Consider the following 26,284-nt stretch of genomic DNA (forward strand, 5'->3'; position numbering starts at 1 on the left):
AAGAAAGGAACACCCAAAGATGCGTGTCCGAGCGAAAATCGCGGGCGCCCTGTCGCTCGCGGTGGCGGCCTCCGGCCTGCTGGTGTTGACCGACACCAGCGTGCCGATGGCGTCAGCCACCGCGAACGTGCCCGCGAACACCCTGGCCAAGAAGCCGCAAATGGGGTGGAACAGCTGGAACGTCTTCAAGTGCAACATCGATGAGAACAAGATCAAGGCCGCCGCGGACGCCATGGTGTCCTCCGGCATGAAGGCCGCGGGGTACGAGTACGTCAACATCGACGACTGCTGGGCCGAGCAGTTCCGCGACGCCAACGGCAACCTGGTGCCGCACAAGGGAAGGTTCCCCGGCGGCATCAAGGCCATCGCCGACTACGTCCATGCCAAGGGCCTCAAGCTCGGGATCTACTCCAGCGCGGGTCGGCACACCTGCACCGCGTCGCCGGAGGGCTTCTGGCAGCCGGGTTCCATCGGTTTCGAGCAGCAGGACGCCAACCTGTGGGCGTCCTGGGGTGTTGACTACGTCAAGTACGACAACTGCGGCGACCGGCTCGGGCAGAGCAACGAGCAGCGCTACACCGCTATGGGCAAGGCGATCCGCAACACCGGCCGCGACATGCTCTACGCGGTGTGCAACTGGGGCGAGGATGAGCCGTGGGAGTTCGTCCCGCGGGTCGGCGGCAACTCGTGGCGCAACACCCTCGACATCTCCGACAACTGGGGTGTCGTCATGGCCCTGCTGGACCTGCAGAAAGGCCTTGAGCCCTTCGCCAAGCCGGGCGCGTGGAACGACCCGGACATGCTGGAGGTCGGCAACGGGCGGCAGACCGCCACCGAGTACCGGTCCCACTTCAGCCTCTGGGCCATGCTCAACGCGCCGCTGATCACCGGCAACAACCTCGCCACGATGACCCCGGAGATCCGCGGCATCCTGACCAACCCGGACATCATCGCGGTCAACCAGGACTGGGGCGGCTCGCAGGGCCGCCTGCTGCGCGACCTCGGCAACGGCCTCGAGGTGTGGGGCAAGCCGAACTCCGACGGCTCGGTCGCGGTCGCGCTGTTCAACCGCGGCACCGCGACCGCCACGATCACCACCTCGGCCGCGGAGATCGGCCTGGGCGGGTCGAGCTCGTACCGGCTGCGGGATCTGTGGTCCAAGGCGGAGTCGACGACAGCGGGAACCATCAGCGCCTCGGTTCCCAGCCATGGCACCGTGGTGTACCGCGTGTGGCGGCAGGGCACCCTGGCCGCGGCCCCGGCCGCGGGCACGCACCAGGTCAGCGCCATGAGCTGGCTGGCATCGTCCAACGGCTGGGGACCGGTCGAGCGCGACAAGAGCAACGGCCAGTCCGCCGCGGGTGACGGCGGTTCGCTCCGCATCGGCACCACCACCTACGCCACCGGCCTCGGCGCCCACGCGGACTCGGCGGTGCACGTGTACCTCGGCAAGGCGTGCGCACGCTTCGAGGCCAAGGTCGGCGTCGACGCCGTCGGCGGCGGGACGGCAGGCACCGTTCGCTTCCAGGTCTACGGTGACGGTCAGCTGCTCGCCTACACCGACGTTCTTCGCGCCGGTGCCCCGGCGGTGCCGCTTTCGGTTCCCACCAAGGGTTTCCACACCTTGGAGCTGCGGGCCACCGACGCCAGGGACGGCAAGAACTACGACCACGCCGACTGGGCGGACGCGCGCGTCACCTGCTTCGGTGGATCGAACGGCTCCAACGTCAGCGACCGCCAGTGGACCTCGTCGACCAACGCCTGGGGTCCGGTCGAGCGCGACATGAGCAACGGCGAGAACCCGCTGCGCGACGGGACGGTGCTGACGCTGGCAGGCGCCCGGTACACCAAGGGCCTGGGTGTCCACGCCGCGAGCTCGGTCGTCGTCCCGCTGGCGGGCAGGTGCCACGGCTTCGACGCCACTGTCGGCCTCGACGCCGAAGTGGGCACGAACGGCTCGGTGACCTTCGAGGTGCTGGCCGACGGCGTGAGCGTGCACACCAGCCCGGTGCTGCGCGGGGGCCAGACGGCGAACGTCGCCATCGGCCTCAACCGTCCCGCGGCGCTGACCCTCAAGGTCAACGCCACGGCCGACGGCAACGCCTACGACCACGCCGACTGGGCGGGGGCACGCCTGTCGTGTGACTGATAGGCACGAGGCCCGGCCCCATTCCGGGGCCGGGCCTCTTCGCGCTTGCGGTAAGCAGCACCCGATTACGAACGGTGCCGGTCCGCGCGGACCGGCGCCAAAGACCGGGCAACCACTGTCCATCTGAGCCGTCGCCGACTTCTCCGCCGCGCTCCGCGCCGCGTTGAGGCATCGCGGTTCTCGCGTCTCGCTGCACGGCATCTCGTGGGAGTGGCCGGACTAGGCCGCGGGATTTTCGACACCCGCGTCTGATCGGGCCTCGGGTTTCCGCTGGTCAGAGTCCTTTGTGGTCCCGACTGGCGGTGTGGGGTCAGGGGTTCGAGCGCCGCCGAACGAGCCGCGATGACCTCGGTCCTCACAGGACGATCAGGTGCCGGTGACGGTCACCTGGGCCGCGGACGTCCACGGGCCGCGCCCACCGGCTTCGGTGATCGCGCGCAGGCGTACGTACCGCCCGTTGACGGCGGCGAAGGTGACGGTCTTCAGGGCGGCCGAGTCGGCGAATGTCCCGGTCGCGACGGGGGAGCCCCAGGACGTGGCGGAGGCGCTGACGTAGACCTCGTACCGGCCGATCCGCCCGTTCGCGGCGCCGTCCTGCCGGGGCAGGTACTGCAACCCGGTGACGGAGCGGGTGGTGCCGAGGTCCAGGTCGATTCGGTGGGGGAGCGGGTCGGAGTACCGGGTGTGCCACCTGGTGCTGTTGTCGCCGTCGACGGCGTTGACGGCGTGTCCGCGTTCGGCGGACAGTTCCTGGCTGTCGGTTCCGATCACGACGGCGGGCAGGGGACCGGTAGTGGTCCGGCGGCCGATGGTGGGGTCGCTCGTGCTGGCCGCCCCGGTTTCCATGTGCCCGGCGAAGCGGCGCAGGAAGCCGTCGCCCGTGTTGGCGGTGGCGGTCAGGTCGTACCAGTGGTTGGAGCTGGTGACGGTGAAGTAGTCCTCGACCGTGGCTCCCGGCGCGACGGTGTGGGGCCAGGGGCCGTCGGTGCGGTAGCGGTTGGCGTCGATGGTCACCACGCAGGACGCGGTGCCCGAGTTGACCATCTTCAGGTACACCCGGTTCTCCGTCGGCGCGTACCGCAAGGTGACCTCGGGATTCGCCCGGCCCGCCGACGTGGCGGTGACGCGGTTGCCCGCGAACTGGCGCAGGAAGCCGTTGGGTCCGTAGATCGTGTAGTCGTAGGCGCCGGTCGGGGTGCCTGCGCTGAAGTAGTCCGAGACAGTCGAGTTCGGCGCCACGGTGTAGCGCCAGGCCTGCGGGGAGCGGAAGCGGTTGGCGACGGTGTAGAAGTGCGCGCCGACGCCGCTGCCGCTGGTGAAGTCGAACCAGACCTGGCTCGCGGTGACCCGGGCGGAGACGGTCAGGCGGTACGGCAGCGGCCGAGCCGGGCGGATGCCCGGCTCCTGCTGCGGCAGGGCCTGGGTGGCGGGGACGACCGGGCGGGGGAACGCGCCGGTCTGGTACTGCGCCGTCTCCACGAAGCGCGAGGTGTCCGGCAGCGCGGGCCACGCGGTGGTGCCGGTCCCGGCGAAGTCGAACATCGAGGTCAGGTCGCCGCACACGGCGCGCCGCCACGGGCTGATGTTCGGTTCGGCCACCCGGAAGCGCTTCTCCAGGAACCGGATCACCGACGTGTGGTCGAACACCTCCGAGCACACGAACCCGCCCCGGCTCCACGGCGACACCACGATGATCGGCACCCGCAGGCCCAGGCCGATCGGCTTGCCGTCGGTGTGCAACTCCTTGTCCCACGGCACGTTGCTCGCCCCGTCGCTGCCGTCGCCCACGACCGGCGGGACCGGCGGCGGGACGTGGTCGAAGAAGCCGCCGCCCTCGTCGTAGTTGAGGATGAACACGGTCTTGGCCCAGACCGCGGGGTGGGCCGCGAGCTTGGCCAGCAGTCGGGCGGTCAGGTCCTCGCCCGCCGGTGGGTGCGCGTCGGCGTGCTCCGACAGCGCCTGGGGTGCGACGATCCACGACACCTGGGGCAGCCTGCCCGCCGCGATGTCGTCGCCGAACGCGGTGGCCAGGTCCGGCACCGTCGCCTTGCCCCGGTCGTGCAGCGGGTTTCCGGGTCGGGCGTCGATGAAGGTCTGGAAGTACTCCAGCAGGTTGTCGTCGAAGTCGTCCTCCTCCTGGTACACCTTCCAGCTCACCCCCGCCGCCTGCAGGCGCTCGGCGTAGGTGGTCCAGGTGAACCCGGTCCCGCTGTTGCCCACCTGCGACGGCCCGTTCACCGACCGGCCCTGCGATCCGGACACCAGCACCAGCCGGTTCGGGTTGGTGGAGGTGAACGTCGACTGGAAGTAGTGGTCGCCGATGGTGAACGAGTCGGCCATGGCGTGGTAGAACGCCAGGTCCGGCCGGGTGAAATGGCCCATGCCGAGATCGGGGTTGCGGGCCGAGCAGTACTTGTCGTGCAGGCCGTTGTTCCACATCGTCTGGTCGCCACCCCAGCCCCACCCGCCCGGGGCCGAGATGTCCACCGCGTAGGTGCTGGTGGTGTCCAGCCGGAACGGCAGCATGTGGCCGTCAGGGTGCAGCGTGGTCGGCTGGTGGAACACCGAGCGACCGCTCTGCCAGCGCAACGCGGTCGGGTCCGCGAAGCCCCGGACCCCGCGCAGTGTGCCGAAGTAGTGGTCGAACGTCCGGTTCTCCTGCGTGAAGATCACGACGTGCTCGACATCGTCGATCGTCGCCCCCGGTGCCACCTTGACCGACAGCAGATCCTGCAACACCTTGGGCAACGTCCCGGTCGCCGCGACCGCCGCCGCCGTACCCGTCAGCCGCAGCATCCCGCGCCTGCTGATTCCGCCGCGACCATCCGAGTCGACCATCGTGAACTCCGTTCAACAAGCCCAACCACGTGGCCGACAAGGGATCGACCGATTGGTCTGGCGGGGTGGCCCCAGGGTTCGAGTGACACACAGTACAAAGACCCGGCCGCCAGTTGTCAATACATGTCTGGGCTCAGCCGTGAGGTGTGTTCGACGGGAGAGTCGCCTGATCAAGGTGCCGTGCGGTCGATGAGAGGGACTGCTTGTCATAACAAGTTTGACGGTTTTACTATCGAATCGATCGTTGCGCCGGATGTCCGGCGTCCCGCTGACCTTGCGCAGTCAGGCGACCGGGCGGTGATGCGATCCTCCCAAACCTGTTGACGGAGATCGCGACCACCAGCTTCTCGCCCAAGCCGTGCAGTGCGAACTGGGACGCCGGCCGTGGCGCCAAGCTTCTACCAAAAGTGTCTTACTTGCTGTCCGTAAGTGCCCCAAGATGTGCTGCGTGGGAAGAACTTTTGATTGACTTTCGGTAAAAGCCCTCCTACGGTCGGCTCTGTTCGGAGCCCCGCGGTCCCTGCCGGCACAGATCGGCCGCACCCCCGTCTGCTTATGAGGGAGAAGTTATGCGCGGACTGCTGCGCGCACTCTCGGCCATAGGGGCCGCGTTGTTGATCTCAGGGCTCGCCGTGGCACCGGCGGCGTCGGCCCATCCGGAAGGCCTGCATGTGTTGCTGTTCAGCAAGACGGCGGCGGGTGCCTACCGGCACGACTCGATCCCCGCGGGGATCACGATGTTCGAGCAACTCGCCGCGGAGAAGTCGTGGGAGTTGACCAAGAGCGAGGACTCCGCCGTCTTCAACGACGCCGGCCTTGCCAACTACGACGTGATCGTCATGCTGCAGACCTCCGGGATGGTGTGGGACACCGCCGCCCAGCGCACCGCGCTGCAGACCTACGTCCGCAACGGCGGCGGCGTGGTGGCGATCCACAACGCGACCGACATGAACATCGAGTCGCAGTTCCCGTGGTGGGACCAATTCCTCGGCATGACCATGACCGCCCACTCGGCGATCGTCACCGGCACCGCGAAGGTCGCCGACCGCTTGCACCCGTCCGGCGCCCCGCTGCCGGACCGGTGGGTCAAGAGTGAGGAGTGGTACAACTTCAACCGCTCCGGCCGAGGTGATGTGCACGTCCTCGTCACCGCCGACGAGACCACCTACAACGCGGGCAGCGCCGCGATGGGTCACGACCACCCGATCTCGTGGTGCCGCAACTACGAGGGCGGCAGGCTGTGGGCCACCGGCATGGGTCACCAGAGCGCCGACTACTCCAACGCGCTGTTCAAGGGGCACGTCTCCGGCGGTGTCGAGTCCGCGGGCGGCAAGGTCGCCGCCGACTGCGGGCCGACCGTGTGGGGCAGCTACGAGAAAGTCTCGCTCGACGAGACGACCATCGCGCCCGGCGCCCTGGACATTGCGCCTGACGGCCGGGTGTTCTTCACCGAGTACGGCGGCAAGCTGCGGATTTTCAAGCCGGACACCCGCACCACGGTCACCGCGGCCACGCTGAACGTCTACGGCGGCGGCGAGATCTCCGAGGACGGCCTGACCGGCGTCGCGCTGGACCCGGACTTCGCCACGAACAAGTGGATCTACCTGATGTACTCCCCGGGAGGCACGACCGCCGAGGTCGCCCGGGTCTCCCGGTTCACCATGAACGGCGACGTGCTCGACACCGCCACCGAGAAGGTCCTGCTGACTGTGCCCATGTGGCGGACGAACGAGCCTGGGCACACCGGCGGCTATCTGACCTTCGGCCCGAACAAGAACCTGTACATCGGTGTCGGCGACGACGTGAACCCGTTCGCCTCCGACGGTTACACCCCGATCGATGAGCGCGCGGGCAGGCAGTGGTGGGACGCGCAGGGCACGTCGGCCAACACCAACGACCTGCGCGGCAAGATCCTGCGCATCCACCCCGAGATCGACGGCACCTACACCGTCCCGTCGGGCAACATGTTCGCGCCGGGGACGGCGAAGACGAAGCCCGAGATCTACGCCATGGGCTTCCGCAACCCGTTCCGCTTCAGCGTGCACCCGACCACCGGCGCGATCTACGTCGCCGACTACGGGCCGGACGCGGGCGCCGACAACGCCGGCCGCGGCCCGGGCGGCCTGGTCGAATGGAACATCGTGAAGTCGCCGGGCAACTACGGCTGGCCGTACTGCATCGGCAACAACACCCCCTTCAACGACTACAACTTCGCCACCGGCACCTCGGGCGCCAAGTTCAACTGCGCGTCACCGACGAACACCTCGCCCAACAACACCGGCCTGACCACGCTGCCCGCGGCGAAGGCCGCGGACATCTGGTACGGCAACAGCGCGACCGAGGGCAACAAGTTCCCCGAGTTCGGCAGCGGCGGCGAGGCGCCGATGGCGTTCCCGATCTACAAGTACGACCCCGCCAACACCTCGCCGACGAAGTTCCCCGCGTACTTCGACGGCACACCGTTCTTCGGTGAGTGGGCGCGCAACAGCATGTTCGAGCTCCGGCCGGACTCGAATGGGAACCTGTTGAAGGCCAACAGGTTCCTGTCGAACATGACCTTCGACTCGCCGATGGACATGAAGTTCGGCCGCGACGGCTCGATGTATCTGCTGACGTGGGGCCAGGGTTGGGACGACAACGTCCACCTGCCCGGTTCGGGCCTGTTCCGCATCGACTACAACGGCGGTGAACGCAGCCCGGTCGCCGTCGCGGCGGCGACCCCGACCTCGGGTGGTGTCCCGCTGACGGTGCAGTTCTCCAGTGCGGGATCCAAGGACCCCGAGGGCGGTGCGCTGACCTACAAGTGGACGTTCGGCGATGGCACGTCCTCGACCGCGGCGAACCCGTCGAAGGTCTACAACACCCGCGGCGTCTTCGCGGTGCAGCTGACCGTCACCGACCCGACCGGCAAGACCGGCACGGCGAACCTGACTGTCACCGCGGGCAACACCGCGCCCACCGTCCGGTTCACCGGGCCCGCCGACGGCGGCATGTTCGAGTGGGGTGACACCGTGCCGTACACGGTGTCGGTCACCGATCCCGAGGACGGCACCGTCAACTGCTCGCGTGTGGTCACCCAGGCCAACATCGGGCACGACTCGCACAAGCACCCACTGGGCAGCCCGATGAACGGCTGCTCCGGTTCGATGGTGGCCACGGCCGACGTCGAGCACCAGAACGGCAACGCGCACATCATCGGCTCGACGGAGTACACCGACAACGGCGCCACCGGGGTGCCCGCACTGACCGGCAGCGCGTCGGTTGTGCTGCAGCCCAAGCGCAAGCAGGCGGAGTTCTTCAACGGCTCCTCGGGCGTGCGCGTGGTGTCGCAGTCCGGTGCCGAGTCCGGCGCCCGGATCGGCGACATCAGCAACAACGACTGGATCTCGTTCAAGCCGGTCAACTTCACCGGGATCAACCAGGTGTCGCTGCGGGTGTCGTCGCCGTCGGGCGGCGGTTCGGTCGAGCTCCGCGCGGGATCGGTGACCGGTCCGCTGGTCGCCTCGGTGCCGGTGCCGAGCACGGGTGGGTGGGACAACTACGTCAGCCTCCCCGCGGTGAACATCACCAGACCTGCGGGCTCGACCGAGCTGTTCGTGGTGTTCAAGACACCGTCGAACCACAACTACGACCTCGACTCGATCAGGTACATCGGGCCGGGCGTGGGGACGGCCGGTCCGCCACCGGCGAAGCAGATCATCGGTGTGGGCGGCAAGTGCGTCGACGTCAACAACAACGGCTCGGTCGACGGCAGCAAGATCCAGCTGTGGACGTGCAACGGCGGCAACAACCAGAAGTGGACCCAGACCGGCACGACGCTGCAATCGCTGGGCAAGTGCATGACGGCGGTCGGCAACAGCCAGACCGACGGCACGCTCATCCAACTGTTCGGTTGCAATGGCGCCACCGGCCAGAACTGGTCGGTGCAGTCCGACGGCACCATCCGCAACGGCACCAAGTGCCTTGACGCCACCGGCGGCGCGAGCGCGGACGGGACGCAACTGATCATCTGGACCTGCAACGGCGGGACCAACCAGAAGTGGTCGTTGTCCTAGTGGTGTGAGCTGTGGTGGTCCCGGTGTGCCGGGACCACCACAGCTCCGCGTTCGTCGAGGGAGCATCATGGCCAAGCCACGGCCCACCAGGCCCGTCTCGCGGCCCGCCGCGTCGATGCCGCGCCGTGTCGGCCTGGCCGCCGCGTTCCTGCTCGGTTTCGTCCTGGCCTTCCTGATCGGCTCGTGGTCGACCGGGCCCGACACGACGGAGCGCAGGGTCGAGGAACTGCGCCAGGAGGAGGTCCGCCGCGACGCCGAGCAGATCGCCGCGCTCAACGACCTCACCAGCGGCACCAGGGACCACCTGGTGCCGGTGCTGGAGGCGATGACCGCGGCCGCGCCGACGGCGGAGGTTGTCCAGCTGTGGCGGGAGGTCATCACCGCCGAGATGGAGCGTTATCAGAGCTCGCCGTCGGTCGGCAACGGCGTCAACGTCGCCCGCACGGGCTTCCGTGACTCGGTGGGACAGCTCGCTTTGGCGGTGCGCACGCACGAGATCGCGCTGACCGCGGCCGAGCCGCTGAAGGCGGACCTGCTCGCCCTGGCCGCCGAGCAGCGGACCGCGGCGGTGAGCACGTGGTCGGTCGCGGCGCTGCAACTCGACGTCGTCAACGTCGCCGCGGGCAACGGCCACCGGCACGTGCAGTTCTCCGGGGCACCGGACAACGAGCCCGAGGGAAGCGGCACCCGGTGAACGGGGCGCTTCCGCAGGCCCCTGCATGACGTCGTCCAGAGCCCCGAGGGGCCGCCGACCTGATATGGCTCTGCCGCGGCAACGACGCGCCGTAGTTCGGCGCGTCGCCGGGTGTGGTTCGGTCAGCCGGTGAGCTGGTGGTCGATGACCGCCGGTGAGAGCGCGTGCTGCACGACCATCGTCGCGGCGCCCAGGACGCCGGCGTCGATGCCTGCTTGGGACGGGACGATGGCGAGGTTCTCCGTGGCCAAGGGCAGCGAGCGGCGGTAGATCGCCTCGCGGACGCCGGCCAAGAGCATCTCGCCTGCCAGGGCGACCGATCCTCCGACGACGATCAGCGATGGGTTGAACATGCTGACGCAGGCCGCGAGCACGTCCCCGATGTCGCGTCCCGCCTGGCGAACGGCTTGTCCTGCTTCGAGGTTGCCCGCGCGGACCAAGGCGACGACGTCGGCGCTGGTCTGGGCGTCCAGACCGCTTGCGTGGAGTTTCGCCGCGATGGCGGGGCCGCTGGCGACCGCCTCGAGGCAGCCGGTGTTGCCGCAGCGGCAGTGGGCGTCGCCGCCGTTGGGGGCGAGGATGTGGCCGAGGTCGCCCGCCGCGCCGACCGCGCCGCGGTGTAGGGCGCCGTTGCTGATGAAGCCCGAGCCGATGCCGGTGGCGACTTTGACGACGATCATGTCCTGGGCGTGTGGGAAGCACGTCGCGTGCTCGCCCAAGGCCATCAGGTTGACCTCGTTGTCCACCAGCACCGGAACACCGAGGTCGGCCGCGACGCGGGCTGGGACGTCGTAGCCGTCCCAGCCGGGCATGATCGGTGGATTGTTCGGCTTGCCGGTGGAGTGCTCGACCGGGCCGGGCAGGCCGATGCCGACGCCCGCGAGCGGGAGCTGGTCCAGACCGGAGGCGCGGAGCAGCTCGCGCCACGCGGTGATCAGCAGCGGCAGGACGGACTCGGGGCCCTCGGCGATGTCGAGGTCGAGTTTGTCGGTGGCCAGCAGCGCGCCGGTCAGGTCCGCCGCGGCGATGGTGGCGTGGGTGGCGCCGACTTCCGCGGCGAGGGCGATCTTGGCGCGCGCGTTGAAGACCAGGCGGCTCGCGGGGCGACCGCCGGTGGACGCGCCGTTGCCGCCGTCGGTGATGAGTCCCGCGTCGAGCAGCGAGTCCAGGCGGGCGCGCACGGTCGACCGGGCGAGGCCGGTCTCGACGACGAGTTCGGCGCGGGTGCGCGGCCTGCCGTCTCTGAGCAGGCGCAGCAGCTCGCCTGGCGAGCCCGTGTTGGTGGTGATGACGTCGGCTTCCACCCCTCCAGTGAACCAGAAACGACCGAAGTCGGGCACAAGAGGTGTGTGGAGTGTCGTAACTCAGAGGAAGATCGGGCCGACTTTTGATTGACTTTCGCCAATAGTCCCCCTACGGTTCGCCACATGACTGTGACCCACCTAACTTTGCCAGCCGGGGACGGCGTGGCCGAGGCCAAGATTCTGCGCTCCGCGGTGGTGGGTGCGGGGTTCATGGGCCGCGTCCACGCCGAGGCCGCGCGGCGGGCAGGCGTCCGGGTCGTGGCGGCGCTGGCAGGCACCCCGGGGGGTGCCGCCCAGGCCGCGGAGACGCTCGGCGCCGAACGCGGATACCCGACGCTCGAGGCGCTGCTCTCCGACGCCGACGTCGACGTCGTGCACGTCTGCACCCCGAACTTCCGCCACGCCGAGGTCGCCGAGGCCGCGCTCGCCGCGGGTCTGCACGTGATCTGTGAGAAGCCGCTGGCGACCAGCGTCGACGACGCCACCCGGCTCGTCGACTCGGCCAAGGGGCGGGTGGCCACGGTGCCGTTCGTCTACCGGTTCCACCCGATGGTCCGCGAACTGCGTTCGCGGCTCACGGGCGGTGAGGCGGGAGTCGTCTCCACGGTCATCGGCGGGTACCTGCAGGACTGGCTGTCGCGCTCGACCGACGACGACTGGCGCGTGGACTCCGCGATCGGCGGCCCGTCGCGGGCGTTCGCCGACATCGGCTCGCACTGGTGCGACCTGTTCGAGTTCGTCACCGGCGACCGCATCACCCGGCTCTGTGCGCAGACCGCGGTCGTCCAGGACCGCCCGGGAGCGTCGAACGCCTCGACCGAGGACACGGCGGCCGTCCAGTTCCAGACCGCGTCGGGTGTCCTCGGCACCCTGGTCGTCTCCCAGGTCGCCGCGGGCCGAAAGAACCGGCTGCACCTGGAGATCTCCGGCACCGAGGCCAGCTTCGGCTTCGACCAGGAGGACCCGGAGCGGCTGTGGGTCGGCAGGCGCGAGGGCAGCCAGGTGCTGCTGCGCGACCCGGACACGCTCTCGGCGGCCGCCGCCCGGTACTCCCTGCTGCCCGCGGGGCACGCCCAGGGCTACCAGGACTGCTTCGACGCGTTCGTCGCCGACACCTACCGCGCCGTGCGCGGCGAGGTCCGCGACGGGCTGCCGAGTTTCGCCGACGGCCTGCGGGCCGTGCGGATCACCGATGCCGTGCTGGCCTCGGCGGCCACGGGCGGCGCCTGGATCGAGGTGGCGTCATGACCGCGCCCGCTGTCCGATTGACGGGCATCACCAAGGGATTCCTCGGCGTCCCCGTGCTGCGCGGGGTCGACTTGGAGCTGCGCGCGGGCGAGGTGCACGCGTTGATGGGGGAGAACGGCGCCGGGAAGTCGACGCTGCTCAAGGTCCTCGCCGGCGTGCACCGCCCGGACTCCGGCCGCATCGAGGTCGGCGGGCAGGTCAGGTCCTTCTCCGCGCCGCACGAGGCGCAGGCCGCGGGGATCGCGATCATCCACCAGGAATTCACCCTGCTGGAGCACCGGACCGTGGCCGAGAACGTCTACTTGGGACGCGAGCCGGTGCGCCGGGGGCAGGTCGACCGCCGCAGGATGGTCGCCGACACCCGCGACCTGCTGGAGTGGCTCGGTGAGGACGGCATCGACCCGACCACACTGGTCACCCGGCTCTCGGTCGCCCAGCGCCAGGTCGTGGAGATCGTCAAGGCGCTCTCGACCGACGCGACCGTGCTGGCCATGGACGAGCCGACCGCCGCGCTGGCCGACCACGAGGTCGAACTGCTCTACGACCTCATTGCCCGGCTGCGCGAGCGCGGCATCGCCATTCTCTATGTGTCCCACCGGATGCGTGAGGTGTTCGACCTCAGCCAGCGGATCACCGTCCTCAAGGACGGCGCGTTCGTGCACTGCGCGCCGACCGCCGAACTGACCTCCGACCAGCTCGTGCGGCACATGGTGGGCCGCGCGCTCGACGGGCTGTACCCGGCCCGCGCCGACCGGGACGCTCTCGGAGACGTCCGACTCGCCTTGCGCGGCGCGGGGAACGAGCGGGTTCGCGACGTCACGCTCGACGTGCGCGCGGGGGAGATCGTCGGCATCGCGGGATTGCAGGGGTCCGGCCGGTCCGCCATCGCGCGGGCGATCTGGGGAGTCGAGCCGTTCACCACCGGGGTGGTCGAACTCGACGGTGTGCCGCAGCGGATCCGCGGTCCCCGGTCGGCGGTGCGCAAGGGGATCGCGTTCGTCACCGAGGACCGCAAGAGCGAAGGGCTCGCCCTGCGCCAGTCCGTTCGGGACAACGCGCTGCTGGTGCGCCGGGCCGCGCTGCGCGGGGCCAGGGCGCGCAAGCACACCGACCTGACGGACCTGCTCAAGTCGGTCACCGTCGTCGCCCGCGGCGAGCACCAGGAGGTGCGCTACCTGTCCGGCGGCAACCAGCAGAAGGTCGTCCTGGCCAAGTGGCTCGCGGTGGCGCCCAAGGTGCTGATCGTCGACGAGCCGACGCGCGGCGTGGACGTCGGCGCGAAGCAGACCGTGCACAAGCTGTTGCGCGACTTGGCCGACAGCGGCGTCGCCATCCTGATGATCTCCTCGGAGCTGCCCGAGCTGATCGGCATGAGCGACCGAATCCTGGTCATGCACGAGGGCGCGATCGCGGGCGAGCTGCCCGCGGGCGCCAGTGAGGAAGCCGTCATGGGACTGGCCACCGGTCACGAGGTGTTCGCATGACAATCGCCCAGGCCAAGGCGCCGCTCAAGCGCAAACTGCCCGCCCCGCGGAAGGTGAGCTTCACGCCCACCGTCACCGTCTACCTCGCCCTGCTGGCACTGCTGGTCGTCGGCAGCATCCTCGTCGGCCTCAAGGGCGGGGTGCTGCTCGACCAGGGCGGCATCCTGAACATCCTGACCCGCAGCACCGTCCTGGGGCTGGTCGCGATCGGCCAGACGATGGTGATCGTCACCGGATCGCTGGACCTGTCGGTGGCCTACCTGATCGGGCTGTGCTCGCTCGTCGCCGCGGAGACCATGGCGGGCAGCGAATCGATGATGATCCCGGGCGTCCTGCTCGCCCTCGGCGTGGCCGCCGCGGTCGGGTTGGTCAACGGCCTGGTCATCACAGTGCTGAAAGCCAACGCCTTCATCGCCACCCTCGGCGTCGCGCTGATCCTGCGCGGCTACCTGGAGGACAACTACACCGGACCCGCGGGCAGTGTGCCGCGCGTGTTCCAGCACCTTGGGTTCGACCGGGTCGGCCCGGTGCCGATCGCGTCCATGCTCATGGTGCTGATCGCCGCGGCGGCCTGGTGGTATCTGCGGCGGACCCGCACGGGCTACCACATGTACGCCGTCGGCGGCGACATCGACGTGGCCCGCCTGTCCGGCGTGCGGACCGGTAAGACCATCGTGCTCGCCCACGTGCTCTGCGCTGTCGCCGCCGGTCTGGCCGGGGTGTTCCTGGCCAGCCGACTGGGATCGGGCGCGCCGTACGTCGGCACGGACGCGGGCTACGACCTGGAGTCGATCGCGGCCGTCGTGCTCGGCGGCGCGGCGCTCGCGGGCGGCCGGGGCGGGGTCGTGGGCACCCTCGGTGGCGTGCTGATCCTGTCCACATTGGACACAGTGTTCGACGACCTCGCGGTCGACCCGTTCTTCAAGGACGTCGTGCGCGGCATCGTCCTCATCCTCGCGGTGGCGCTCTACGCCCGCCGCCGGCTCTCCGGGAGGTCGGCGTGAGCGCGCTGACGACATGGCGGCCGCGGCTGGCCGAGGGCACCGCCCCGGTGCTGGTCGTGCTCGTGGCCCTGCTGATCGGCCTGGCGCTGGCCGGACCGGCCTACGCCGACCCCAGCGGCTACCTCGCGCTGCTCAAGCGGGCCGCGCCGCTCATGATCCTCGCCATCGGCCAGTACTTCGTCATCGTGTCCGGCGGGTTCGACCTCTCGGTGGGCTCGCTCGTCACCGCTGAGGTGGTCATCGCCGCCCGACTGATCGACGGACAGGACTCGGCCACCGGCTGGGTCATCCCGCTGCTGCTCGGCGTCGGCGTCCTCATCGGACTGGTCAACGGCCTCATCACCACCAGGCTCCTCGTGCCGTCGTTCATCGTCACGCTGGGCATGCTGCTGGTGCTCGACGGCGCGGTGTTCCTGTGGACCGGCGGCGCCCCGCGCGGCGCGCTGTCGCCGTCGTTCCGGGTGTTCGGCCGGGGCGGGGTGGACGTCCCGGTGCTCGGCCTGGTGCCGTGGTCGGTGGTGATCCTGCTGGTCGTGCTCGTGACCGCCGTGCTGTTCATGCGCGGCGGGATCGGCCGCACCCTGGTCGCCGTGGGCGACAACGAGGACGCGGTCCGGCTCGCGGGCGGCAAGGTCGAGCACCTCAAGATCCTGGCGTTCGTGCTGTCGGGCCTGCTCGCCGCGCTGGCCGCGATCCTGCTCGGCGGGTTCGCGGGCGTCTCGGCTCAAGTCGGGCAGGGCCTGGAGTTCCGCGCCATCACCGCGGTCGTCCTCGGCGGGGTGCTGCTCGGCGGCGGGCGCGGCTCGGTCGTCGCGGCCGCGGCGGGCGCGCTCTCGCTCGAAGCGCTCTTCTCCCTGTTGAACCTGCTCGGTGTCTCCGGTGCGCTGGAGTCCGCGGTGCAGGGCGTGATCATCATCGCCGCGGTCGCCTACGCCTCGCTCGGCTCGGGACTTCGGCACCGGCTCTTCCCACGCAAGCCGAATCTCGAACCAGCTCCCCGCTAATCCCAGTAGTACCAAGGAGAACAGATGAACCGGAAATTGTCTGTCGTGGCCGTCGCGGGCGCGCTCACGCTGGCGGGTTGCTCAAGCGACCTGCCCGCGCAGGGCGGGGGGAGCAGCGCGGCCGACAAGCCGACCCAGGCCGCGGCGAAGTCGAAGTTCTTCGACCAGGCCGAGTACGACCGCCAGCTGAAGTTCCGCTCGGTGAGCCCCGAAGGCCCGGACGGCAAGCCATGGGAGCAGATGCTCTCCCCTGAGCTGGTCGACACCGCGAAGTTCGCCAAGCCTGGTGGGAACTACCACCTGTGCTTCTCCAACGCCTCCGTCGACAACCCGTGGCGCCAGGTCGGGTTCAAGACGATGAAGGAGGAGGTGAAGCTGCACAAGGAGATCACCAAGTTCACCGTGCTCGACGCGGAAGCCAAGGACGACAAGCAGATCAGCGACATCCAGTCCTTCGCCTCCCAGGGCTGCAGCGCGCTCATCGTCTCCCCCAACACGACCGCGACGCTGACCCCGGCCGTCGAGGCCGCCTGCAAGACGAACGTGCCGGTGATCGTGTTCGACCGCGGGGTCACCACGAACTGCCCGGTCACCTTCATCCACCCGATCGGCGGGTTCGCCTTCGGCGCGGACGGCGCCGAGTTCCTCAAGGAGAAGGTCAAGCCGGGCGGCAAGATCCTGGCGCTGCGCATCCTGCCGGGTGTCGACGTGCTGGAGCAGCGCTGGGCCGCGGCGAACGAGATCTTCGCGGGCAGCGAGCTGAAGGTCGTCGGCGTCGAGTTCACCGACGGCGACGCCGCCAAGACCAAGAGCATCGTCAGCGACTACATCCAGCGTGAGGGCACGATCGACGGCCTGTGGATGGACGCGGGCGCGACGTCGGTCGCCGCGATCGAGGCCTTCCAGGACGCGGGCGTGCCGATCCCGGCCGTCGTGGGCGAGGACCAGCAGGACTTCCTCCGCATGTGGAAGACGGAGAAGCTGACCGCCATCGCGCCGACCTACCCGACCTACCAGTGGCGCACCCCGGTCATCGCCGCGCTGAACATCCTCGGCGGCAAGCAGGTGCCCAAGGAGTGGGTGCTGCCGCAGCCTCGGATCACCCAGGACAACGTCGAGGGCTTCGTCAAGCAGGACATGCCGCCGCTGCACTACGCGATGTGCGGCTGCGAGTCGATGTCGGGCTACCCGGCACCCTGGAAGTAGCGGCCACATGCGCGCGATCGGCGTGAACACCTGGGTGTGGACGTCCCCGCTGACCGACGAGTCGATCACCCAGCTCGCGGCGAAGGTCGCGGGCTGGGGGTTCGACGTGCTCGAACTCCCGGTCGAGAACCTCGGCGACTGGAGTCCCGCGCACGCGGCGAAAGTGTTGGGCGAGCACGGTCTCGGGGCGAGCGTGTGCCTGGTGATGCCACCGGGCCGCGAGCTGGTCTCGGCCGACGCGGCCACCGTGGCGTCCACACAGGACTACCTGCGGTCGGTGGTGGACATCGCCGCCGAGGTCGGGTCGCCGGTCATCGCCGGGCCCGCGTACACCTCGGTCGGCCGCACCTGGCGGCTGTCCCCGGCGGAGCGCGCCATCGCCTACGCCGAACTGCGCGACCACCTCGCCCCCGTCGTCGAGCACGCGCGCTCGGCGGCGGTGCGGGTGGCCGTGGAACCGCTCAACCGCTACGAGACCAGCCTGCTCAACACCGTCGGCCAGACCCTGGAAGCGCTCGACGGCCTGCCGGTCGACGGCTGTGGGGTGGCGCTGGACATCTACCACCAGAACATCGAGGAACAGGACATCGCCGCCGCGGTCCGGGCCGCGCGCGGGCGGATCGCCCACGTGCAGGTGTGCGCCAACGACCGCGGCGCCCCCGGCGCCGACCACCTCGACTGGCCCGGCTTCCTGGCCGCGCTGGCCGAGGCGGACTACTCGGGGCCGCTGTGCGTCGAGTCGTTCACCGCCGAAAACGCGAGCATCGCCACCGCCGCGTCGATCTGGCGGCCGTTGGCGGCGAGCCAGGACGCGCTCGCCGTCGACGGGCTCCGCTTCCTCCGGGAGGTAGTCGGGAAGTCAGCCTGAGCAGACAGGTCTCACCGCCACCGGCAGCCGGTGGCCGAGGGGCGCTGCGCGGGAGCCAGCTGTCGCGGGGCGTGGTTGCCGGACCGCGCCCCGGACGACAGGCGTCGGGCGGGTCATCCGCCCGGCGCCTGTCCGGGGTCAGGACATCGTCAGGAAGGAGCCGACATGACACGCACGGGCCTGTGGCTGATCGGGGCACGGGGATCGGTGGCGACGACGGCGATCAGCGGTCTGCTCGCGCTCAGAGCCGGGCTCGCGCCGCCGACCGGGTGTGTCACCTTTCGGCCCGAGTTCGCCGACGTCGCGCTGCCGGGCTGGGAGGACTTCGTCGTCGGCGGGCACGACGTGGTGTCGACACCGTTGGCGAAGACCGCCGAGCACCTCGCCCAGGCCGGGGTGCTCCCGCCGCACCTGCTCGGCCTCATCGCTTCGGGCCTGTGCGAGATCGACGCCGAGATCCGCGACGGCTATCACCCCGTGACCCATCAGGGCGACCAGGCCGAGGCCGCGCGACGGATCGCCGCCGACATCACGGCTTTCCGGGACCGGCACAACCTAGCGCGGGTGGTGGTGGTCAACGTGGCCTCGACCGAACCGCCCGCGCCGTTCGACCCTTCGCACGGCGAACTCACGGCACTGGAGGCGGTGCTGACCGAACCAGGCCGGGCGGTGCTGCCGCCGAGTTCGCTGGCGGCCTACGCGGCTTTGCGGGCGGGGTGCCCGTTCGTCGACTTCACCCCGTCGACCGGGATCGCGCTGCCTGCACTGGACCAACTCGCCCGTGAACTGGGGCTGCCCTACGCGGGCCGGGACGGCAAGACCGGGGAGACGCTGCTGCGCACGGTGCTCGCACCCATGTTCACCGCGCGGGCGCTGCGGGTGCGGTCCTGGGCGGGCACCAACCTGCTCGGCGGCGGCGACGGCGCGACTCTGCGGGATCCCCAGCACGCGGAAAGCAAACTCGAGTCCAAGGCCCGGGGCCTCGCCGCGCTGCTCGACCACGACGTCGTCGCGCCCCTGCACATCGACAACGTGCCCGACCTCGGCGAGCAGAAGACCGCCTGGGACCACGTCTCGTTCGAGGGATTCCTCGGGGCGCGGATGACGCTGCAGTTCACCTGGACCGGCCTGGATTCCTCGCTGGCCGCTCCGCTGGTGCTGGACCTGGCCCGCCTGGTCGCCGCGGCGCACGCCGACGGGCAGGCGGGGCCGCTCGGGTCGCTCGCGGTGTTCTTCAAGGACCCGCTCGGCTCCGACGAGCACCGCTTCGCCGAGCAGACCCGTGAGCTGTACCGCTGGGCGGGGGAGCTGCGCGGATGAACCCGTTTCTCGAATTGGTCCGGGCGCCCGCCGCGCTGACCGTTCTCGGCGACACCGTCGCGGGGGCCGCCGCGAGTGGCCGCCCGCTGTCGGGGAAGCGGCTGCTGCTGCCGTTGTCATCGGTGGCGCTGTACTGGTCTGGGATGGCCCTCAACGACTGGTCCGACCGCCGGTTGGACGCGGTCGAGCGCCCCGAGCGGCCCATCCCGTCCGGTCGGATCAGCCCCGGCGCGGCGCTGGCCACGGCCACGGCGTTGAGCGCGGCCGGGCTCGGCATCGCCGCGTGGGCGGGCGGCCGCGACGCGTTCCGTGTCGCCGGTGTCCTGGCGGCGGCGGTGTGGTCCTACGACACCGTCCTCAAGTCCACGCCCGCGGGGCCTGCCGCGATGGCCGCCTGCCGCGGGCTCGACGTGCTGCTGGGCGGTTCCGGCGCCGCGTCCGCGCTGCCCGCCGCCGCGGCCGTGTCGTGCCACACCTACGCCGTGACCGCGCTGTCGCGGGGAGAGGTCCACGGCGGTTCGGCCTCGACGGCGAAGGCGGCCCTCGGCGGAACCGTCCTGTCGACGCTGGCCGCCGTGGTCGGCCCGGCCCGCTCGTGGCGACACCGCCTCGGCGCCGCTGTCGCAGCCGCCGGCTACGCCGCGACGGTCGGCCAGGCCCAGTTCGCCGCCGCGCGCGACCCCCGCGCGGACACCGTGCGGCGGGCGACGAAGGCGGGGATCCACGGGATGGTCCCGCTGCAGTCGGCCCTGACCGCCCGGGCCGGGTCCGCGGCGGGCGCCGTCGCGATCGCGCTGGCGTTGCCGGTGGCGCGGCGGCTGAGCCGGAAGGTGAGTCCGACATGACCTTCGACCTTGGCTACGGCACCAACGGGTTCGCCAACCACCGGCTGGACGACGCCCTGGCCGTCATCGCCGACCTCGGCTACACGGGGGTCGCGTTGACGCTCGACCACCACCATCTCGACCCGTTCGCCGGCAACATCGGCGGCCAGATCGACCGGCTGGCCGCGCGGCTGGACCAGCTCGGGCTGCGGGTGGTCGTGGAAACCGGGGCACGGTACCTGCTCGACCCGCGGCACAAGCATCATCCGACCCTGGTGAGCGACGCGCAGGAGGTCCGGGTCGACTTCCTGCTGAGGGCGGTGCGGATCGCCGCGGCGCTCGGGGCGGACTGTGTGTCGTTCTGGTCCGGGATTCGACCGTCCACTGTGGAACCCGAGGACGCGTGGGCACGCCTGCGATCCGGTGTGGACGCGGTGCTTCACGGCGCGGCCGAGCATGGCGTGCGGCTGGGCCTCGAACCGGAGCCCGGCATGCTGGTCGAACGACTCGCCGACGCGTTGCGGCTGCGGGACGAACTCGGGTCGCCCGAGCTCCTCGGGATCACCCTGGACGTCGGGCACTGCGTCGCGGTCGAGCCGGTGGACGCCGCCGCGTGCGTGCGGGAGGCCGGGGACCTGCTCGTCAACGTCCAGCTCGACGACATGCTGCCGGGGGTGCACGAGCACCTGGAGTTCGGCGACGGCGAACTCGACCTGACCGCGACCCTCGCCGCGCTCGCCGAGGTCGGCTACCGCGGGCTCGCCGCCGTCGAGCTGCCCCGGCACAGCCACGCCGCCCCCGAGGTGGCGCGCCGGGCGATCGACGCGCTCCGGGCGGCGCTTCCCGCGCCGGACCACCCCTGGCTGGTCGCGGCCGAGCGGTCGGTGCGCTCGGCCCCGGACTCGATCCGGGTCCTGTTCCCGGCGGCGGGAAGGCACGTCGGGCGCGCGGTCGACGACGTGGCGCGCACCCGGTTGCTGGTCGCCTACGCGGCGGCGGTCGAAGCCGAGGAACTCGGCCGGGAGCTGACGGCGCTGTACCGGCACGGCGACGACGCCGAACGCCGTGGGGTGCTGCACGCGCTGTCCGAGGTCGGCGGGCTGGCGCCGGTCGCGGGCGTGGAGATCGTCAAGGACGCCTTGCGCGCCAACGACACCAGTCTGGTCGCCGCCGCGCTGGGCCCGTTCGCCGCCGACCACCTCGACCAGCACTCGTGGCGCCACGGCGTCCTCAAATGCCTGTTCACCTCGATCCCGCTGGCCGCCGTCGCCGGGCTCGACCGGCGCGTGGACGGCGAGCTGCTGCGCATGGTCGACGCGTTCGCCGAGGAGCGCCGTGCCGCGGGCCGTGCCGTGCCGGACGACGCCGTCGACCTGTTGAGGAGCCAGAGCTGATGCGCATCTTCGATCCCCACATCCACATGACCTCCCGCACGACCGACGACTACGAGGCGATGTACGCCGCCGGGGTTCGCGCCTTGGTCGAACCGGCGTTCTGGCTGGGGCAGCCCCGCACCTCCGTCGGCTCGTTCACCGACTACTTCGACGCGCTCATCGGCTGGGAGCGGTTCCGCGCCGCCCAGTTCGGCATCCGGCACCACTGCGCGATCGCGCTGAACCCCAAGGAGGCCAACGATCCGCGCTGTGTGGAAGTGCTCGACGTGCTGCCGCGCTACCTGGCGAAGGATGGTGTGGTCGCGGTCGGGGAGATCGGCTACGACTCGATGACCCCGGAGGAGGACCACGCGTTCGCCCGGCAGCTGGAACTCGCCGTCGAACACGGCCTGACCGCGCTGGTGCACACCCCGCACCGGGACAAGGCTGCGGGGACCAGCCGCACGCTCGATGTCGTGCGCGAGTCGGGCATCCCCGCCGAACACGTCGTCGTCGACCACCTCAACGAGGTGACCGTCCGGGAGGGGCCGACTCCGGCTGCTGGATGGGGTTCTCCGTCTACCCGGACACCAAGATGGACGAGCACCGGATGGTCGCGATCCTCCAGGAGTACGGCACGGAACGGGTCCTGGTGAACTCCGCCGCGGACTGGGGCCGGTCCGACCCGCTCAAGACCCACAAGACCGGCTTGGCGATGCTGGCGGCCGGATTCACCGAGTCCGATGTGGACACGGTGCTCTGGCACAACCCGGTCGAGTTCTACGGCCAGAGCGGGCGGCTGGTCCTCGATGACGTGGCCGAGGCGGGGGAGACCTTCGCAGGCAACTCGGTGCTGCGCGGTGAGCGGGCGTGATCCCCGCCTACTGCACCAATGTCCACCCGGCCGAGGACCTGCCCGGGATCGTCGCCCAACTCGACCGCCACGCCGTGCCCGTGCGCGAGGAGCTCGGCGCCGACACCCTCGCCCTCGGCTTGTGGCTCTCCGCGCCCGTCGCCCGCGCCCTGGCCTCGGACGCCATCGCCCGGCGAGGGTTCCGCGCCGAACTCGACGCGCGCGGGCTCACGGTCAGCACCCTCAACGCCTTCCCCTACGGCGGGTTCCACGACGACGTCGTCAAGCACGCCGTCTACCTGCCGACCTGGACCGACCCGGCCCGGCTGTCCTACACCGCCGACTGCGCGACCGTGCTCGCCGACCTGCTCCCGGACTCCGCGGACTACGGCAGCATCTCGACGCTGCCCCTGGCCTGGCGCGAACCGTGGACCACCGCGGACGACGCCGACGCCCGCGCCGCGTTCGCCGAGATCACCGATGTCCTGCGGATGGCGTCGGCCCGGCCGATCCGGCTGGCCGTCGAACCCGAGCCCGGCTGCGTGCTCGACACCGTCGCGGACGCCATCGGCTGGCTTGCCGGGCACGTCGACCCGGACCACGTCGGGATCTGCCTGGACACCTGCCACCTCGCGGTGTCCTTCGCCGACCCGGCGGAGACCGTCGCGTCGATCCACCGGGCCGGGCTGTCGGTGGTCAAAGTGCAGGCCTCGGCCGCACTGCACGTCGGCGAACCAGGCACCGACGAGGCCAGGACAGCCCTCGCGGCATTCGCCGAACCCCGCTACCTGCACCAGGTCCGTGAGAACACGCCCGCCGGCGTGCTCGCCGCCGACGACCTGCCCGACGCACTCGACACCCTGCCCGCCGCGCACCCGTGGCGGGTCCACTTCCACCTGCCGCTGCACGCGGCCCCGCCTGAACCGCTGACCGCCACCACCGGCGTCCTCCTTGCCGCCATGGCCGCCCTGCGGTCCACTGTGGAGGTGATGCCGCACGTCGAGGTCGAGACGTACACCTGGTCGGTCCTGCCCGGATTCGACCAGACGTCACTGTCCTCCGGCATCGCCGCGGAACTGCGCTGGGCGGCATCGAACCTCGGAGTCGCCGTATGAAGCCACTCGTCGTGATCGACGTCGTCGGGATGACGCCCCGGCTGCTGGCGCACATGCCAAACCTGGCCCGGGTCGGTTCCCGCGGCTGGCAGGCGGAACTGGGCACGGTGCTGCCCGCCGTCACCTGCAGCGTGCAGTCGACGCTGCTCACCGGGCGCACCCCCGCCGAAACCGGGATCGTCGGCAACGGCTGGTACTTCCGCGACCTCGGCGAGATCCACCTCTGGCGCCAGCACAACGCCTTGGTGGCGGGGGAGAAGGTGTGGGAGACCGCCCGACGCGCCCACCCGGGCTACACCGCCGCGAACGTCTGCTGGTGGTACGCCATGGGCGCCACCACCGACCTCACCGTCACCCCACGCCCGATCTACCACGCCGACGGCCGCAAATCGCCTGACTGCTACACCCGCCCACCCGAGCTGCACGACCGGCTCACCGGGTCGCTCGGCGCCTTCCCGCTGTTCCAGTACTGGGGACCGACCGCGTCGATCGGGTCGAGCCGCTGGATCGTCGGCGCGGCCCGGACGATCCTCGCCGAGGACCGGCCCGACCTGCTGCTCGTCTACGTCCCGCACCTCGACTACGACCTGCAGCGGTTCGGCCCGGACTCCCCACAGGCGATCACGGCCGCGCGCGACGTCGACGCGGCGATCGCCCCGCTGCTCGCCGACGCCGAAGCCGCGGGTGCCACGGTCGTCGCCCTGTCCGAGTACGGGATCACCGCCGCCCGCAAGCCGGTGGACATCAACCGTGCGCTGCGGGCCCAGGGTCTGCTGGAGGTGTACACGCAGGCGGGCATGGAGTACCTCGACCCGTGGACGTCACGGGCGTTCGCGGTCGCCGACCACCAGCTCGCGCACGTGTACGTGGCCGACCCGGCCGACGTCCCCCGGGTGCGGGCGATCCTGGGCGAACTGCCCGGCGTCGACACCCTGCTCGACCGCGCGGCCCAGGCGACTGTCGGGCTCGACCACCCGCGCTCCGGCGAACTCGTCGCCATCGCCGAGCCGGACGCCTGGTTCACCTACTACTACTGGAACGACGACAGCCGGGCACCGGACTTCGCCCGCGGCGTCGACATCCACCGCAAACCCGGCTACGACCCGGCCGAACTGTTCTTCGACCCCGCCGATCCCCTCGTCAAGGCCAAAGCCGGGCTGACGCTGGCGCGCAAGAAGGTCGGTTTGCGGTACACGATGAAGGCCGTGCCACTGGACCCGTCGTGCGTGCGCGGCACCCACGGCAGGCTTCCCGACCGGGCGGCGGACGGCCCGGTGCTGCTGTGCTCCGACCCGGCCGCGCCCGCCGCCGTCGAACGCGACGGCCGCATCGCCGCCACCGACGTCCGAGACCTGCTGCTGACCCTGCAGGGGCTACCCGTGAAGGAGTTCGTCCGATGAGCCGCCCGATCACCCTGTTCACCGGCCAGTGGGCCGACCTGCCCTTCGACGAGGTGTGCGCGCTCGCGGCGAAGTGGGGGTACGACGGCGTCGAGATCGCCTGCTCCGGCGATCACTTCGAGGTCGACCGCGCGGTCGGCGAGGACGGCTACGTCGAGGCGAAACTCGCCCAACTCGACCGCCACGGGCTCAAGGTGTTCGCCATCTCAAACCACCTCGTCGGCCAGGCGATCTGCGACGACCCGATCGACTTCCGCCACCAGGCCATCCTCCCCACCCGCATCTGGGGCGACGGCGAACCCGAGGGCGTCCGACAGCGCGCCGCCGCCGACATGGCCGACGCCGCGCGGGCCGCCGCGAAGCTCGGCGTGGACACCGTCGTCGGGTTCACCGGGTCGAAGATCTGGAAGTACGTCGCCATGTTCCCGCCGGTGCCCGAATCCGTGATCGAGGACGGCTACGCCGACTTCGCCCGCCGCTGGAACCCGATCCTGGACGTGTTCGACGAGGTGGGCGTCCGCTTCGCCCACGAGGTCCACCCCTCGGAGATCGCCTACGACTACTGGACCACCAAGCGCGCCATGGCCGCGGTCGGCAACCGCCCGGCGTTCGGCCTCAACTGGGACCCGTCGCACTTCGTCTGGCAGGACCTGGACCCGGTCGGCTTCATCCTCGACTTCGCCGACCGCATCTACCACGTCGACTGCAAGGACACCCGCAAGCGTTTCGACGGCCGCAACGGCAGGCTGGGCTCCCACCTGCCGTGGGGAAACCCCCGCCGAGGCTGGGACTTCGTCTCGACCGGGCACGGGGATGTGCCCTGGGAGGACTGCTTCCGGGCGCTCAACGCCATCGGCTACCGCGGCCCGATCTCGGTGGAGTGGGAGGACGCGGGCATGGACCGACTGCGGGGCGCCCAAGAGGCGGTCACGTTCGTGCGGAACCTGGTCTTCGACCCACCGACCGCGTCGTTTGACGCGGCGTTCAGCACCCAGACCGACGATTCGGACCGCTGAGCCACAGCCAGGCAACGGTGGCGCGGATGGCTTCAATGGTGTCGGAGCTGGTGGAGGCGTGCGGGGAGAGTCGTGGAGTTGTTCGCGCGAGTCGAACTGACACTGGACGCATTTTGAGTCGGCAACGCAGTCGAGCAGTGGGCGACGACGTGTGACAACGCACGACCAGAGACACCAAAATGGCCGTTTGGAGGCGGTGGCCAACAGCACTTCGCACCCAGATGCGCACCCGGCGGTGTCCAAGATGGACGGTTGGCCGTGCGCGCGAAGCAGCGCCAGAGTGACGCGATCAGCTAGATTCCTGACCCTTTGAAAGCTCCGAAAGTGACACAAAATATCGAGAATGAGTCTGCATCAAGTCTTCACGAGAGCGTGCGCCGAGTACCACAATTTCTATATTGCCGGTGCTGTCGCTATTCGCCTGTTCAGCTTCGAAACGCGCGGCCATGGCATCGCTTCGACGGGCGAAAGTGCTTTCTTTAACGAGTCGCCCCTCGGCTCGATTGTAGACGACAAGAGTATATTCCAT

At 70.3% G+C, this 26,284-nt stretch carries 18 protein-coding genes and 1 pseudogene; 16 read left to right on the top strand and 3 right to left on the bottom strand.

Annotated elements, in window-relative coordinates; translation table 11 throughout:
* The first annotated feature begins 19 nt into the window (after positions 1 to 19).
* Entirely contained in the window at positions 20 to 2,149 is a 2,130-nt protein-coding gene (locus tag C8E96_RS21480; RefSeq protein WP_166658072.1) for an NPCBM/NEW2 domain-containing protein, read from the top strand.
* Between the two features lie 366 nt (positions 2,150 to 2,515).
* On the opposite strand, the gene C8E96_RS21485 is transcribed toward C8E96_RS21480, so the two are convergent.
* Positions 2,516 to 4,987, bottom strand: a complete 2,472-nt coding sequence (locus tag C8E96_RS21485; RefSeq protein ID WP_228769910.1) for a phosphocholine-specific phospholipase C — start codon at positions 4,985 to 4,987, stop codon at positions 2,516 to 2,518.
* Between the two features lie 569 nt (positions 4,988 to 5,556).
* Here C8E96_RS21485 and C8E96_RS21490 point away from each other — a divergent pair.
* Together C8E96_RS21490 and C8E96_RS21495 are read left to right on the top strand one after the other, a co-directional pair.
* On the top strand, positions 5,557 to 9,042 hold the full coding sequence (locus C8E96_RS21490; protein ID WP_091375334.1) for a ThuA domain-containing protein: 3,486 nt from the start codon (positions 5,557 to 5,559) through the stop codon (positions 9,040 to 9,042).
* A 67-nt stretch (positions 9,043 to 9,109) separates the two neighbouring features.
* Positions 9,110 to 9,736: a hypothetical protein gene (locus C8E96_RS21495; protein ID WP_091375337.1), complete on the top strand. Its 627-nt coding sequence runs from the start codon at positions 9,110 to 9,112 to the stop codon at positions 9,734 to 9,736.
* 122 nt (positions 9,737 to 9,858) lie between these two features.
* Here the strand turns inward: C8E96_RS21495 and C8E96_RS21500 are convergent, their stop codons facing one another.
* Positions 9,859 to 11,040 carry an ROK family transcriptional regulator gene (locus C8E96_RS21500; protein WP_176926765.1) on the bottom strand — a complete coding sequence of 394 codons (1,182 nt, stop codon included), beginning with the start codon at positions 11,038 to 11,040 and terminating at the stop codon, positions 9,859 to 9,861.
* A 123-nt stretch (positions 11,041 to 11,163) separates the two neighbouring features.
* Here C8E96_RS21500 and C8E96_RS21505 point away from each other — a divergent pair, with 123 nt between their 5' ends.
* The 13 genes and pseudogenes from C8E96_RS21505 to C8E96_RS21565 all read left to right on the top strand — a co-directional run bounded on the left by C8E96_RS21505 (position 11,164) and on the right by C8E96_RS21565 (position 25,755).
* A complete protein-coding gene (locus C8E96_RS21505) occupies positions 11,164 to 12,288 on the top strand; it encodes a Gfo/Idh/MocA family protein (RefSeq protein WP_091375340.1) in 1,125 nt (374 codons plus the stop codon).
* A complete protein-coding gene (locus C8E96_RS21510; protein ID WP_091375343.1) occupies positions 12,285 to 13,772 on the top strand; it encodes a sugar ABC transporter ATP-binding protein in 1,488 nt (495 codons plus the stop codon). Before C8E96_RS21505 ends, C8E96_RS21510 begins: the two co-directional genes overlap by 4 nt.
* Entirely contained in the window at positions 13,769 to 14,776 is a 1,008-nt protein-coding gene (locus C8E96_RS21515) for an ABC transporter permease (RefSeq protein WP_091375346.1), read from the top strand. Before C8E96_RS21510 ends, C8E96_RS21515 begins: the two co-directional genes overlap by 4 nt.
* Positions 14,773 to 15,780, top strand: coding sequence for an ABC transporter permease (locus C8E96_RS21520; RefSeq protein WP_091375349.1), 1,008 nt, complete (start codon positions 14,773 to 14,775; stop codon positions 15,778 to 15,780). Before C8E96_RS21515 ends, C8E96_RS21520 begins: the two co-directional genes overlap by 4 nt.
* Before the next feature lie 24 nt (positions 15,781 to 15,804).
* Positions 15,805 to 16,986, top strand: coding sequence for an ABC transporter substrate-binding protein (locus tag C8E96_RS21525; protein ID WP_091375351.1), 1,182 nt, complete (start codon positions 15,805 to 15,807; stop codon positions 16,984 to 16,986).
* Positions 16,987 to 16,993: 7 nt separating this feature from the next.
* Positions 16,994 to 17,854: a sugar phosphate isomerase/epimerase family protein gene (locus C8E96_RS21530; protein WP_091375354.1), complete on the top strand. Its 861-nt coding sequence runs from the start codon at positions 16,994 to 16,996 to the stop codon at positions 17,852 to 17,854.
* A gap of 165 nt (positions 17,855 to 18,019) precedes the next feature.
* The gene (locus C8E96_RS21535; RefSeq protein WP_091375357.1) at positions 18,020 to 19,174 is read left to right on the top strand and encodes an inositol-3-phosphate synthase; all 1,155 of its coding nucleotides are present in this window, start codon (positions 18,020 to 18,022) and stop codon (positions 19,172 to 19,174) included.
* Positions 19,171 to 20,019, top strand: a complete 849-nt coding sequence (locus tag C8E96_RS21540; RefSeq protein ID WP_091375361.1) for an SCO3242 family prenyltransferase — start codon at positions 19,171 to 19,173, stop codon at positions 20,017 to 20,019. Before C8E96_RS21535 ends, C8E96_RS21540 begins: the two co-directional genes overlap by 4 nt.
* Positions 20,016 to 21,392 carry an EboA domain-containing protein gene (locus C8E96_RS21545; RefSeq protein WP_091375364.1) on the top strand — a complete coding sequence of 459 codons (1,377 nt, stop codon included), beginning with the start codon at positions 20,016 to 20,018 and terminating at the stop codon, positions 21,390 to 21,392. The genes C8E96_RS21540 and C8E96_RS21545 overlap by 4 nt, the downstream gene beginning before the upstream one ends.
* Positions 21,392 to 22,245, top strand: a pseudogene (locus C8E96_RS21550) (TatD family hydrolase). The gene C8E96_RS21545 and the pseudogene C8E96_RS21550 overlap by 1 nt, the downstream one beginning before the upstream one ends.
* Positions 22,245 to 23,339 carry a metabolite traffic protein EboE gene (gene eboE / locus C8E96_RS21555; RefSeq protein WP_091375700.1) on the top strand — a complete coding sequence of 365 codons (1,095 nt, stop codon included), beginning with the start codon at positions 22,245 to 22,247 and terminating at the stop codon, positions 23,337 to 23,339. Before C8E96_RS21550 ends, eboE begins: the two are co-directional and overlap by 1 nt.
* The gene (locus tag C8E96_RS21560) at positions 23,336 to 24,739 is read left to right on the top strand and encodes an alkaline phosphatase family protein (RefSeq protein ID WP_091375367.1); all 1,404 of its coding nucleotides are present in this window, start codon (positions 23,336 to 23,338) and stop codon (positions 24,737 to 24,739) included. Before eboE ends, C8E96_RS21560 begins: the two co-directional genes overlap by 4 nt.
* Entirely contained in the window at positions 24,736 to 25,755 is a 1,020-nt protein-coding gene (locus C8E96_RS21565) for a sugar phosphate isomerase/epimerase family protein (protein ID WP_091375370.1), read from the top strand. The genes C8E96_RS21560 and C8E96_RS21565 overlap by 4 nt, the downstream gene beginning before the upstream one ends.
* Positions 25,756 to 26,044: 289 nt before the next feature.
* Here the strand turns inward: C8E96_RS21565 and C8E96_RS21570 are convergent, their stop codons facing one another.
* On the bottom strand, positions 26,045 to 26,284 hold the full coding sequence (locus tag C8E96_RS21570; protein WP_133794657.1) for a hypothetical protein: 240 nt from the start codon (positions 26,282 to 26,284) through the stop codon (positions 26,045 to 26,047).

The sequence above is a fragment of the Actinokineospora alba genome (assembly GCF_004362515.1).
In the GTDB taxonomy this organism is placed as follows: domain Bacteria; phylum Actinomycetota; class Actinomycetes; order Mycobacteriales; family Pseudonocardiaceae; genus Actinokineospora; species Actinokineospora alba.